The following is a 13,592-nucleotide window of genomic DNA, read 5'->3' on the forward strand; positions in this document are numbered from 1 at the left end:
GACAGTTTCCCGTCAGTCCCCCATCATTTTTGCCGCCGTCTCGCCGATCAGACGTATGCCGGTGCCGATATCCTCATCCGATACTCTGGAGAAACCGATCCGCATCGTATTCCGCCCCCGTCCATCCGTATAAAACATATCTCCGGGCGTAAAGATCACGCCTTGTTTCGAGCAGGCCTCCAGCAGTTTCCAGGTGTCGAAGTTTTCGGGGAATTCGATAAAAAGATGCAGCCCCCCGCTCCCCGAAAGCCGGCTGTACGGAATGTAGCGCTCGCAGCAGGCTTTGGTCCATTCGTATTTCCGCTTATACTCCATGCGGGCTTTCTTTAAATATTTCTCAAGATTTCCGTTCTGCAAATATTGAAAAAGCACGGATTGATCCAGCGTTGAGGTGTGAATGCTGCGCGCCCGCTTTACGCTTTCCAGGCTGTCGATCAACGAGCGGTCCGCCAGCACCCAGCCGACGCGGATCCCCGGGAACAGCACTTTCGAGAAGCTGCCCAGGTAGATGACACTGTTGCCCGTTCCCGCCATCGCGATCAGCGGAGCCACATGCGAGCCCGAATAACGCAGTTCCTCATTGAACCCGTCCTCGATGACCGGGATGCGGTAGCGGCCGAGCAGCCGAAGCAGGGCCAGTCTTTTTTCCGCTGAAGTGACAATCCCTGTAGGGTTATGGTAAGAAGGCACCAGATAGGCGCAATCGTAAGGCCGCTCCGCCAAAGCCTCCTCAAGCTTCTCCAGGTTTACCCCGTCCGCATCCATCGGGATGCCCGTGATCTCAAAGCCGTGCAGCTTGAGATTTTTGATCGCCGTATAGTGCGTCGGATTCTCGCAAATGACCGCACCCCCACGGTCTCGGTGAAGTGCGGACAATACGATGTCGAGACCTTCCGTGAATCCGTTGGTGATAAGGATGTCTTTGCCCTGCAAATCAACGCCCTTGCTCTCCATATAGTTCAGCAAATATTCCATTAACGGCTTGTAGCCCTTGGCATATCCGTAATTCAAAAGCACCCGGCCTTCCATGGCCATGCGGTCCAAAAAAGCCCGTTTGACGTTCTCGAGATCAAACAGCTGTTCATCGGGCGCGATGCTGGTAAATGAAATCGTCCCTTTCTCCGCACGGAGGCCGCGTTTCATATGATCAAGCTCTACCGCCTGCCGCGCCTGCCGGCTCATCCGGTCCTTCCAGTCCATCCGCCATGGTTCGGCGGCCGCCGCCGGCCCGGGAAGGGTCGCGTCGGAAGCGACATAGCTGCCTCGGCCCGCTTTGGCATAAATAAATCCCTCTTCTTCCAGCAGGGTATAGGCGGAAATCGCACTGTTGCGGCTCACGCCCAGCAGTTCTCCCAATTCCCGCGTGGACGGCAGCTTTTGCTCGCTCTGCAAAGCACCTTTCAGGATCAGCCCTTTCAGGTAGTCCCTGACCTGGATATAAACCGGACGGCCTGCGGCAAGCCGAAAATCATTGAACATGCTTCATCTCTCCTTACCCTCATGATGGCACAAACCGGCGCAAAAATAAAAGAACCGCCGATCCGTTTTTTTGACCCGGAGGCGGTTCTCATATGGCGGCGAGAAAGGGGAACGTGGGGCGGCGCGGCGATAACGGGAAAACCTCCCGTTAATTTGACCTTTTGCCCTCACCAAGCGAATTAACGGGATTACCTCCCGCTAATTCGCCTCAAAGGGAGCCAACACGCGGGAAGGCCGCGAATTACCTGGAGGTTTTCCAGCAAAATTGGTGATTTGGCCGATTACGCGTAAATTAACTGGAGGTTTTCCAGTTAATTTACTGGAATGACCGCTCCAGTTTCACCGTCAATCCTCAGGGGCCTGAACCGAGGACGCCTGCTGCGGCAAGGTCTGCTGCTGTGCCGGCCTTGCCAGCCGGAGGCGTTCTTCCGCAACAGCGGGCGTACCGGCGTCCGGGCTGGATTCGACATAATGCTTCAGCAGGGAGAGCTTGTTCTCCCAGAAGCGGTCGAAGTAAGCGAGCCAGCGCTTCAGCTCGAGCAGCGGATCGGCGTCGAGCCGGTAGCGAGTTTCCCGGCCTACCTTCCGGTCCCGGACCAGTCCCGCATCGGAGAGGATGCGAAGATGCTTGGAAACGGCGGTCCGGCTCATCGAAAAGTGGCCGGTCAGCTCCTTCAGCGGCAGTTCCCGGTCGCCGAGCAAACCCAGAAGCTCACGCCGGGTCGGATCAGCGACCGCTTGAAAGACATCTTGTTTCGGCGCGGCAGCCGCGTTTGTCATCGTTAACCTCCGACGTAGGCGGACAGCTTGTTAACAAGGCCGGCCCAGCCTTGGTCCATCCGGTCGCGCACAATGTCATGGGGCTCGCCGAACTCCGTCACTTGAGCCGCGGTCCAGCCGCCGTGGATGAGCGTAAACTCGATCTGCCCCTCTTTTTCCACCAGTTCAAAGGTCAGCGTCCAATCTTTACCCCAATTAAAAGACAACTTGTTCGGCGGATCCACAAGCGTTACTTTGCATGGAGATTGCCCGAAAGGCCCTGCCTGCAAATGAAATTCATGTCCAACCACCGGCTTCAGATCATTCGGCATAAACCAGGCCGACAATCCCTCGGCCGTAGCGACGGCCTCCCAAACCTTCTCTGCCGTTGCATGCAATAAAATAGTATGCCGGATATCCGGCAGCGTTTCATTCATCTTATCTTCCATAATCTATTCTCCCTCCATTAGGAAACTTTTTAGTTTCATTTTTAAGCATGGCGTCATTATATGAAACCAAACGGTTTCCTGTCAACTGAAATTAAGGACCGTACTCCACTATAGGTTGTGAATACGGCCCTTTCTTCATTCCATGGGATACGGCTTTGTTAAACTAGCATTTCTTACCGCTTCACTACTCCCCCACGGTAATCTCGTACAATCTTGCGGTTTTCTCGGCCGGCAAGACGACCTTTAGTTCCCCGTCTTTGGCGCTCCAGACGCAATCCCCCGCAAAATCCTGCGGGTAAGCGCAGCGTACTTGGAGCGGCTTACCCTTTAACCAGTCCAGCGGGATGGTTGTCTCCGCCGGCTCATGCGGATTGCCCGTCTCGACAGCCCGTACCCGCCACACGGCCAGGTAAATCCGGTCCTCCCGCCGGAGGCCAAGACTTACCCATTCGTCCTGCTGGGTCGGCAAGCCGAGCGGCCAGAACGGCAGCGCTTCGGGAATATCGGCGCGGATCGTTTTGTAGTAATCCAGCGCCTCCTTCACCAGCTCCCGCCGACGCGGGCTGAGTTCGGCCAGGTGGCCGCTCTGGTGCACGCGCAGCAGCAGCGCGTTGACCATGTTGAACACGACTTCCTCGTCGTTGCCTTCCCGCAGCGGGTAAGACCAGATGGCCGATTGCTCCGGCGTCAGCGCGGACGGGGAAGCCGCCGCGATCGCCGCGTAATTGACGTAGTCCTCCTGATCGCTGGTGGACTGGATACTGTGACGGCTGAGCATCGCATAGTCCATGCGCATCCCGCCGCTGGAGCAGTTCTCGATGACGAGGTCGGGATAACGGGCAAAAATGCCGTCCAGCCACTCCAGATAGGCGCGGTTATGCTGGAGCAGCCCGTCGCCCACGCTGTCCGCCCCGGTTTCGGTCCCGATGCCCGCGTTGATGTTGTAGTCCATCTTGATGTAGCCGACGCCATAGTCCTCGACCAACCGGCGGATCACCTCGGTCGCATGCGCCCGCACGGCCGGATTCCGGTAGTCCAGCTGGTACCGGCTCCGGTCCTTGACCCGTTTCCCGTGCCGCATGAAAAACCAGCTGTCATCCGTATCCTTGAGCTTGGGGCTGTTGATGCCCATCACTTCCAGTTCCAGCCACAGGCCCGGAATCATGCCCTTGCTCCGAATATAGTCGAGGACGTATTTGATCCCTTCCGGGAAGCGTTCCTCCGACGGCAGCCACTCGCCTACGCCGTCCCACCATTCTCCCGCGGCATACCAACCGGCATCGATGCAGAAATACTCGCTCCCCACCTCCGCGGCGGCATCGATCAGCGGCAGCAGCTTCGCGGTCGTCGGGCTGCCCCACAGGCAGTTCATGTAATCGTTGAAAATCACCCGCAGCAGCCGGTTGTCCTCGTTCGGCCGGCGAATCTTGCGCCGATATTGGGTCAGCGCCCCGATGGCCTCATCGAATCCGCCGGACACCGAGCCCACGGCGACCGGGATGCTGACGAACCGCTCTCCCGGTGCCAGCTTGTCCCACCAATGGTTGTCATGTTCGGTCGGTCCGCTGATCAGCGCGGTCAAATAATCGTTCTGGTCGATGATTTCCCAATGCCAGGAACCGTTATGCTCGATCTGCCAGAAAAGGGCCGTACCCGCCTCCTCGTTCTCCAGCACCGCCATCGGAATATGTTCCGCGGCGGACCAAGACCCGGTATTGCTGCAAGAAATCCGTTTGGAGGACCGGTCGGTCAAATGCGACAATCCCAGCTCGGGCAGCCGGTACGCTCTCCATTGCAGTTCGCTCTGCCACCCCGTATGCGGAATGAAGAGCTTCATTTTCTCGTCGCGGGACCGTACACCCTCCTTGTCGATTCCGGTCAATGCGAAGGACGAGACATATTCCACGCCCAGTTCTTCCGTTCCTTCATTGCTTAAAACCACCCAGGCGCGGGCGGCGGGAACGCCATCATGAAACTGAATGTGCTGCACGGCCGAAAGCGAGGTTACCGGGTCCTTGAGCGTAATTTCCAGCTTGCGCCCCGTCTCGTTCCGGACATCCGTATGACCGGCATAGCGCATGCGCAGTCCGGGGTAGGTGGCGCGGTGCGTCCGGCCGTGGTATTCCTCCCGGTCTTCGCCGGTAAGCTGCAGTTCCATCAGGCGGAAGCCTTGTTTCTGATCCTCGCGCACCTTTTGCTCCTCGTACGGCACCGCGCCGAAATGCAGCAGCCGGACATCCTGTTCTTCCGTAATCTCCAGAACCAGGTACAATCCGTTCTCTTTCAACTCTATCTTCCGGGTCTTCGTCATCGTTCTCCTCCTCGCATCCTGCATGCGTTCTCGTAGTACTATCTTCATTCTATACCTTCCGATCCCCGAAAAAAACTTAACGCAGCACCAGGCGGTGCTGCGTTAAGGCGAGTGACTCGCGGCCCGGTATTATTGAGCGGAACCGAGTTGTACCCAAGCTTGTTCGATTTCGGCTACAGCAGCGTCTTTATCTTTGCTGCCGCCAATGTAAGCCTGCATAATTTCACCAAATTTTTGGTGGAACGTATCCAGCGAGTAGTTGATGGAGAGGTCGCCGGAAGGCTCTTTTTTCAAAATCTCGTCCATTTGCTTCGGCATATCCAGATCAGGAAGCGGAGCGTCCTTGATTGGAGGGATTACTTTCGCAACGCTGGAGAACCAGTTCTTACCGTATTCCGAAGTGTACAACCAGTTGAAGAATTCGATCGTTTCCTTCGCTACAGCGGAATCTTTGTTGATCCGCAGCGCCTGGTCGGCCCCCGTAATGATTTGGGATTGCTCCGGTTTGTCGCTGACAGGGTAACCCGCGATGCCGATTTGGATGTCCGGCGTAATTTTCTTGATCGCTTCTTCGTCCCATGCGCCCTTACCGTTCAGAATCGCCGCCTTGCCGGAGGCGAAGTCGCTGACTTGAGCGTTGCTGTCGCGCTCCAGAGGCTTGTCCGTACCATGTTTTACCGTAGTGTCAACATAAGCGAAGAAGTTATTGTACAGTAAAGGATAATCCTTGATTTTGGCTTCCCCGGCGATAAATTTGTCGACCAGTTCTTTCGGAGTTACGCCGGCATCCTGTGCTGCAGCATCCACGAAGTGTTGGAAGAGGTGCTTCCATACCCACCATTCTTTGTAGGCATTGGCGAATGGCGTGATGCCTTTGGCTTCCAGCTTGGCGATGGCGTCTTCCATCTCGGCTGTCGTTCTAGGGAATGTTGCGATACCAGCATCCTCAAACAATTTCTTGTTGTATACGATCGAGAAGAGGTTGCCTTTCACCGGCAGACCGAGCACTTTGCCGTCGCTGGAACTCATGTTGGCGCGAACGGCATCCGTCATGGCTGCCGCCAGCGGTTCGTTCGTCAAGTCGGCGCTGTATTCCGCGTAAGTATCGATGTCCCCGCCCGCGGTCGTTTGGAATACGTCCGGCGTGCTGCCTGCCGCGATTCTGGATTTCAATACGGTGTTGTAGTCGGATTGCATAATTTCCAGATTGATCGTTACGTTCGGCTTCACTTTTTTATACTCTGCGATGTAAGCATTGAACGCATCCGTATACTCCGGGGAAGCTGTGAACATGTTGATCGTTACCTTCTTGTTGTCGTCCGCAGCGCCGCCATTTCCTGCGTTGGTTCCACCGGCCGCTCCGTTATTCGCCGCATTGTTGCCGCCGCAAGCGGACAAGAGGCCCATGATCAGCGTCAGACTAAATAGACCCGCCCAAATCTTCTTCTTCATTGCATACCCCCACTTTCTTATTCTGTTTGCGCTAGAGGTTTGACCTTCTATGCTCCCTATTCTAAAGAAAAGGGTGCCCAATAAAAATGTAGATATGTGGTCTGTTAAGGGTAAAAAAGTAATGTTATAGGCTAGTTCACTTTTTAGCCCTTTCCGCCCGCTGACTCCGGTACTCCGACGGAGAAATGGCGTAGTAATTCCGAAAAGCTTTGCTGAAATAGTTCTTGTCCTTGTATCCGAGCATTTCGGAAATTTCCTGTATTTTTAGCGTGGAATCGTTCAACAGTTCCTGCGCTTTGTCCATACGAATCTTTTGAATATACTCATGTATGCCATAGCCGTACTGCTGTTTGAACAGCTTCATCAAATATTCCCGGCTTAGAAAATACTTCTCCGTGAACATAGATATTTTAATATCCTCATAATAGTGGTTATCGATATATTCCTTGATGTCCTCTACATTGAACGGGCGCCTTCCAGCCATCGCCTGGCGGATTTGCTCGCTGTAGTATTCCAGGGTCCGCATCAGCAAGCCCTCGAATTCGTCGAAGGTCGCAAAATCGGTCTTCACCCGAACCGAGCGCAACCCGCGCTCCCCGCTGAAAGACGGAAGCCGGTCCGGCGACACTCCGAGCTCGAGGGCCATATCATTGAAAAGCACTACAATCTCGCGGACCATACGGTCGGCATCCCCCAGGCCGAAAAAAGCGGAGGCCCGGACCTTGCGGGCAAATTCGCCGAGGACTGTTCTGGCGTGGTTCAGGTTTCCCGCTTCCACGGCGCTGCGCAGGATCGGCATCCGTCCCGTCAGGGAATGGACGTCGCGGACCGTCTGCTTGTCCCCGGAACCGATCACCGCCTTGCCCGTCAGCTTCAACAGGTCGATCGCCTGCAGCGAGGAACCCGCCGCCTCATAAGAGTCAGCCAATTCCAGCGCGTCATCGCACGGCCGGCCGACACCGCCCGCCGCAATGATGCCGAACAGGGAACTTAAGGTGGAGACGACGCGTTTCAACAACTGTTCCGAGCGGAACAGCAGCTCCTGCGGATAACCGCCGTTGGCGGTATACACCGCGATGATTTCCCGCTCCTGCTTCGGATTGGCAAAGCTAAAGCATTGAAGGCCGTCATCGGACATCTCGTTAATTACATTCGCCACGGCAAAATAGAGCAGCTCCGTATCCGAATTGAACCGGCTGTCCCGAATCGACTCCATATTGAGAATCCGCAAGACGAGCGTCCCGTAGCGAAGGTTTTCCTCCTCGGCGCCGATCAGGGCCAGAAAAGCCTTATTGCTCTGTTTTTTGAAGCTTCGCTCGATAATGGAGAAATAAATCTTCTCTTTCAGCTTAGGCAGCGACATATTAAAAGCGATATTCCGCGTGATCGATTCACTGCGAATCTGGCGCTTCGCCTCCAGCAGGCCGACCGCCTTGCCGAGCGCCTGATTCAGATCCAGGCGGTTGATCGGTTTAAGCAGATAGTCCAGCACTTTGGAATGGATCGCCTGCCGGGTAAATTCGAAATCGTTGTACCCGCTGATCACAATCGTTAAAAGCTCGGGAAATTCCGTCTCCATCGCGCGCAGAAACTCCACCCCGTTCATTTCGGGCATTTTCATGTCGACCATAACGAGGTCCGGTTTATGTTCCCGAACCATTTCAAGCCCGGACTTGCCGTCCGTGGCCTCCAGTACCGTATCTACCTGAAGCCGTTCCCAATCGCCCAGGATGCGAATCGCTTCGCGAAGCGGTTCTTCATCGTCAATGATCAGCACTTTATACATGACTTTGGCCTCCCCGCGGTATCAGCATGATCATTTTCGTGCCTTTGTCCCCGCTCTCAATCCTTAAGCCCGCTTCCTCTCCGTAAAGGAGAACCAGCCGGGTATGCAAGTTCTTCAATCCGATGTTCTCCCCTTCCTGCTCTTCCCACTCCGTACGGAATGACGCCAGAATTTCCTCCATCCGAGCCGGCGGAATTCCCGGACCGTTATCCTCCACCGTAATGACCGCATGGGTATCACCAAGTTCCGCCCGGATTATGATGCGGATGGCCACGGACACCTTCTCCACCCCATGCTTGATGGAGTTTTCAACAAGCGACTGAATGGACAGCTTGGGGATTTGCAGCTCCATCAGCGAATCGTCCCATTCGACGGACACGTCGAGTCGGCTCCCGAATCTGGCTTTTTGCAAAGCCAAATACCGCTCGATATGCTTCAGCTCTTCTCTAGCGTACACGATGTCTTTTCCGCTTATACAGTATCTCAGCGTGAGAGCCAGTGCATCCACCATGTCTGCGACGTCAAAATCGCCGCTCTTCAGCGCTTTGGTGGAAATCGCCTGCAGGGCGTTATATAAAAAATGAGGATTGATCTCCGCCTCCAGCGCCTTTAAAATCGCATTTTTCTCCACCAGCTTCATTTTATACCGCTCATTGATCAGGTCATTGGTCCGGGATACCATCCGGTTGAAATGCCGCGTCAGATAGGCGATCTCATCCCTGCCCTTCACCGGTGCCTCGGCATCGAAGGTTCCTTCGCTGAACCGCTTCATTTGATGGGACAGCTTTTTGAGCGGCTTCGTAATCGCGTTGGAGATCAGCGTAACCAAGACGACGGAAATCACCAGAAAAATAAATCCGATTAAGTAGTTCAAGTCTCGCGTTACCCGGGCCGGCTCATAGATATTGCTGTAAGGGATCGGCTTGACCAGCTTCCAGCCGTCCTGTTCCCCTACATTATATACGATCAGATATTTTTGACCTTCCGCGGTCCAGGAAATCGGTCCGGCCGCCACGCCTTCGCCCGACGGGGGAAGTCCGCCGGCCTCTTTCAATTGCTTGTAAAATTCAAGATTGTCCGCATGGAACGGGACATTATGGGGATCCAGATAAAGCAGGTGCTCTCCATCTTCAAACGGGATGTCCCGCATAATTTCATTTTTCATATCCGGTTTTAAATAAAAAGATATCACCGCCTGCGGCTCCCTGGTAGCAATCGACCGCAGCACCCGGTGATAAGCCATAAACCCCGGATCCATAATCGCCGTATAGCCCGTCTTCGCATTGGGATCCAGAAAAGACTGGTAGGACCTGTTATACGGGCTTTCCATAGCCTCTTTGAACCAGGCCTGCTCCGGAATTTTCCCTTCGTAACTGATCCGCAGCTTAATATCGTAAGCTTCCTGGGTGATCGAATAGTATTTGCCCTTCCCGACGAGGTACAGGTAGATACTGCTCAAGTCGTCGCGCGAGTAGAACAGGTTGCGGAGGTAATCCTCCAGATACATTTTGGAAGCATAGTCCTGATCTTCGTTGATAATCGCGCGGATCAGATCGTCGTATCGGATTTGCGGTAAGGACAACTGCTCGATCCCCTCCAGATAATCCTCCAGATTCTGATTCACCAGCTTCAGATTGCTCGCCGTGCTTTCGATGCTATGGTCCACGGATTCCCGCTGGAGCATGTTGTACGAAATGATGGTTAACGAACCGACAACGAGGATAATAATCGTGGAAAAAAACAAAATAAGCTTATTGACCAGCCTGCGGGAAATCGGCTCGATCAGGTTGCGGAAGGCTCTGTCTATGCGGTATCTCATCGGCTCCATCCTATCTGCGCTTTTTTTTCACAGTTCACCTTTTTACCCTTAACTGTTTATTTAAATCCATTTAGACCGAATACCCCCTGTCCTATAATTGCATTATAACTGAAATACAACAGCGAATTTAAACCATCGCCACGAAAAAGAGGTGCATTATGATGAAACTAGGGAGAAAACGTGCTGACAAGCTCGAATTCGGAGCCTTTACACTTCCCATTCTAATTTGCGTCATTGCCGTGTTTTATTATCCGTTTATCATGACGATCCGCTATTCCCTGACGAAATGGAACGGGATTTCGAAGCATCCGAAATTTATCGGATTGGATAACTTCAAGCAAATCTTCATGGGGGACGCCAACTTTACCAACGCGGCCTTGTTCACCATTAAATATGCGATTCTGTACATTATCCTGGTCAACGTGCTGGCCATCTTGCTGGCGCTGGTCCTCGATATGAAGCTGAAATCGACCAATTGGCTGAGAGCCGCGTTCTTCATTCCCTACATCCTCAGCCTTGTCATCGTCGGCTTTATCTGGAAGTTCATCTTCATGCAAGGATTCGAGTCTTTGGGCGAAAGCACCGGATGGGGACTCTTCCAGCTCAGTTGGCTGGGTGAACCCGGGCTTGCCTTCATCTCGATTCTGCTGGTTTCGCTCTGGCAGTCCATCGGTTTCTATCTCGTGATTTACATCGCCGGTCTCCAATCGGTGCCGGACGACCTGAAGGAAGCCGCAACCGTGGACGGCGCGGGGCCGATCCGCCGCTTCTTCAACATCACGCTGCCGCTGCTCGCTCCGTCGATTACGATCTCCGTGTTCATGGCGCTGACCAACTCGATCAAAGTGTTCGACGTCATCCTGTCCCTGACGGGCGGTGGTCCGGGCGGAACGACATACTCGGTCGCTTACGATATTTACCGCGACACGTTCCAAAACAACTTGTACGGCTACGGTACGGCGAAAGCGCTCATTCTGTTCGTCGCGGTACTCGTCATCACCGTAATCCAGTTAACGATCTTTAAACGCAGGGAGGTTGAGGCTTAATGAAATCCAACAAAACAGGACGTATTCTGCTTGAAGTCGTGATGGTCATTTTGTCCTTGATATTCCTGTATCCGCTGTTCCTGACCATCATCAACTCGCTCAAAAGCTTCTCCGAGGTCATGACCGACGTCATCGCGCTGCCCAAGGCGCTGGCGTTCGAAAACTATACGTATGTATGGAAATTCATCAACTATCCGCGGCTGTTCCTGAACAACACCGTCATCACGGTTCTCGGCCTGGCCGGCATTGTGCTGATTTCCTCCATTGCCGCCTATAAACTGGCGCGCACGAAATCCAAAGCCAGCGGCATCATCTACTTCCTTTGCATCATGCCGATGCTGATCCCGTTCCAGTCGATCATGCTGACCGTGCTGCAAATGGCCAAAAACCTGCATCTTGCCGAAAGCACCTGGGGACTCGGCATTATGTACTGGGGCTTCGGCGCCCCGCTCGCCCTGTTCATCTATCACGGCTTCGTCAAAGGCATTCCGAAGGAGATCGACGAAAGCGCCACAATCGACGGCGCCTCCGGATTCCGGCTCTTCTTCAGCGTCATCTTCCCGCTGCTGAAATCCGTGACGACAACCATCATCATCATCGACGTGATGTGGATCTGGAACGACTTCCTGCTCCCGCTCCTGATGGTCAACGGCTCGCCGGACACCAAGACGCTCACGCTGGCCGCCTACACCTTCGTCGGACAATACACCTCCGACTGGCAGTATGCGATGACCGCCATGGTGATGGCCGTGCTCCCTTCGATCGTCGTATTTATCTTCCTGCAAAAATACATCGTCAAAGGCGTTGTCGCCGGCGCGGTGAAAGGCTAAACCCGGGCGTCCCATCCAGCACCTCTTGTGCCGGATGGGACGTTTTATTTGGGCCAGGGCATCGCGGCTCACGCACGGGGCTGAGCCGTCACGGATAGAACTGGCTCCAAGTTGGTCACGTGAGAGCCGGCCCAAGATCGGTCACTCTCACGGACTTACGGACTTACGGACACAATAGCCGCTATTTCGCGCTAAACCGCCCTTTGACAAACCTAACGGAAGCCATAGCGCCTATTTGTGTTGATTACCGCCAGAATCACCTCTTTTTGCTGAAATAGCCGCTACTGGGTCCGTTAAAATTCCAATTCGCTCTTAAAACGCGAAATAGCAGCTATGGCTTCCGTTAGCGGGTAGCGTTCTGGTCTAAGCGGTATATTGACTCCGGCGTTCTCCCCGATATTACAGAAAATGCAAATATGCGGGAAATTCGGTCAAATCAAGCGGAGTAGGGCATATTAATGAAAAGGTATCAGAACCGTCCCACTTTCATCTTTGTAGTTACTTTTGGTATGATAGTGATCTAAAGTATGTAAAATTGGGAGGTATCGATCTTATGTCTGAGCTTAGTTACGGCCTTCATTCCACTAAAGATTCCGATAACAGACCGTTGTCCGCGATTCCTCTGTCCATATTGGATCTCGCCCCGATCACCGCCGGCAGCACGGCGGCCCAGTCGCTAAAGAACACACTGGACTTGGCCCGCCATGCCGAAAAATGGGGCTACAACCGCTTCTGGCTCGCCGAGCATCACAGTATGCCGGGCATTGCCAGCTCGGCCACCTCGGTAGCCATCGGCTACGTGGCCGGCGGCACGAGCACGATCCGCGTCGGTTCCGGCGGCATTATGCTGCCGAACCATTCACCGCTCGTGATCGCCGAGCAGTTTGGGACGCTCGAGACGCTGTATCCCGGGCGGATCGATCTCGGCCTCGGCCGGGCGCCCGGCTCCGACCAGCTCACCGCGCAGGCCCTGCGCCGGGGGCCGGGCAGCGACGGCCAGGACTTCCCGGAGCGGCTGCGCGAGCTCCGGGAATATTTCCACCCCGTATCGAGTTCCTCGATGCGGGTAAGGGCCGTCCCCGGCGAAGGGCTCAATATCCCGATCTGGCTGCTGGGCTCGAGCGGTTTCAGCGCACAGCTCTCCGCCGCTCTCGGCCTGCCGTTCTCCTTCGCCAGCCATTTCGCGCCGGACTACCTGTTGCCGGCGCTGGATTTGTACCGCGGCCATTTTCAGCCGTCGGTCCACCTGGAGAAGCCGTACGCCATGGTCGGCGTAAACGTGATTGTCGCCGCTACGGACGCCGAGGCCCGCAGGCTTGCGACTTCGCAGGAGATGCAATTCCTGAATCTGATCCGCCGCCGCCCCGGGCAGTTGAGCGCCCCCGTCGACAGTCTCGAAGAGATCTGGACGCCGCAGGAAAAAGCGCTCGTCCAACGTCAACTCGGCTTCTCGGCCATCGGTTCCCAAGCCACGGTCCGCAACCGGTTGGAGGAAATCCTTCGGGAGACCGGCGCGGACGAACTGATCATCGCCGGACAAATCTATGACCATAAAGCCCGTTTACGCTCTTACGAGCTGCTGGCCGAGCTCAAAAACAACTAAGTGCTACACACGTTAAAAGGGCTGTCTCCACAGATTGAATGATCTGGAGACAGCCCCT

The 13,592-nt window shown here is 54.7% G+C and carries 10 protein-coding genes; 3 read left to right on the plus strand and 7 right to left on the minus strand.

Translation table 11 applies throughout. The features are described 5' to 3' along the window. Window positions 1–12 precede the first annotated feature (12 nt). The 7 genes from pdxR to V4U88_RS05870 form a co-directional block, all read right to left on the minus strand. Window positions 13–1,479 carry a MocR-like pyridoxine biosynthesis transcription factor PdxR gene (pdxR, locus tag V4U88_RS05840; protein WP_334072323.1) on the minus strand — a complete coding sequence of 489 codons (1,467 nt, stop codon included), beginning with the start codon at window positions 1,477–1,479 and terminating at the stop codon, window positions 13–15. A 345-nt stretch (window positions 1,480–1,824) separates the two neighbouring features. Further along, on the minus strand, window positions 1,825–2,259 hold the full coding sequence (locus V4U88_RS05845; protein WP_334072324.1) for an ArsR/SmtB family transcription factor: 435 nt from the start codon (window positions 2,257–2,259) through the stop codon (window positions 1,825–1,827). A gap of 2 nt (window positions 2,260–2,261) precedes the next feature. Then, window positions 2,262–2,687 carry an SRPBCC family protein gene (locus tag V4U88_RS05850; protein ID WP_334072325.1) on the minus strand — a complete coding sequence of 142 codons (426 nt, stop codon included), beginning with the start codon at window positions 2,685–2,687 and terminating at the stop codon, window positions 2,262–2,264. 184 nt (window positions 2,688–2,871) lie between these two features. Then, window positions 2,872–4,998 carry an alpha-galactosidase gene (locus V4U88_RS05855; protein ID WP_334072326.1) on the minus strand — a complete coding sequence of 709 codons (2,127 nt, stop codon included), beginning with the start codon at window positions 4,996–4,998 and terminating at the stop codon, window positions 2,872–2,874. Between the two features lie 129 nt (window positions 4,999–5,127). Next, window positions 5,128–6,450, minus strand: a complete 1,323-nt coding sequence (locus tag V4U88_RS05860) for an extracellular solute-binding protein (protein ID WP_334072327.1) — start codon at window positions 6,448–6,450, stop codon at window positions 5,128–5,130. 136 nt (window positions 6,451–6,586) lie between these two features. Next, the gene (locus V4U88_RS05865) at window positions 6,587–8,236 is read right to left on the minus strand and encodes a response regulator (RefSeq protein WP_334072328.1); all 1,650 of its coding nucleotides are present in this window, start codon (window positions 8,234–8,236) and stop codon (window positions 6,587–6,589) included. Then, window positions 8,229–10,055, minus strand: coding sequence for a cache domain-containing sensor histidine kinase (locus tag V4U88_RS05870; protein ID WP_334072329.1), 1,827 nt, complete (start codon window positions 10,053–10,055; stop codon window positions 8,229–8,231). Before V4U88_RS05870 ends, V4U88_RS05865 begins: the two co-directional genes overlap by 8 nt. Before the next feature lie 158 nt (window positions 10,056–10,213). Here V4U88_RS05870 and V4U88_RS05875 point away from each other — a divergent pair, with 158 nt between their 5' ends. The 3 genes from V4U88_RS05875 to V4U88_RS05885 all read left to right on the plus strand — a co-directional run bounded on the left by V4U88_RS05875 (window position 10,214) and on the right by V4U88_RS05885 (window position 13,534). Further along, window positions 10,214–11,101 (plus strand): carbohydrate ABC transporter permease, encoded by an 888-nt coding sequence (locus V4U88_RS05875; RefSeq protein WP_334072330.1) that lies wholly within the window; start codon window positions 10,214–10,216, stop codon window positions 11,099–11,101. Then, window positions 11,101–11,931, plus strand: a complete 831-nt coding sequence (locus tag V4U88_RS05880) for a carbohydrate ABC transporter permease (RefSeq protein WP_334072331.1) — start codon at window positions 11,101–11,103, stop codon at window positions 11,929–11,931. Before V4U88_RS05875 ends, V4U88_RS05880 begins: the two co-directional genes overlap by 1 nt. A gap of 553 nt (window positions 11,932–12,484) precedes the next feature. Continuing rightward, window positions 12,485–13,534, plus strand: coding sequence for an LLM class flavin-dependent oxidoreductase (locus tag V4U88_RS05885; protein WP_334072332.1), 1,050 nt, complete (start codon window positions 12,485–12,487; stop codon window positions 13,532–13,534). Window positions 13,535–13,592: the final 58 nt, after the last annotated feature.

Origin of the sequence: Paenibacillus sp. A14 (assembly GCF_036864815.1) — a bacterium.
Taxonomy (GTDB): Bacteria; Bacillota; Bacilli; order Paenibacillales; family Paenibacillaceae; genus Fontibacillus; species Fontibacillus sanfengchensis.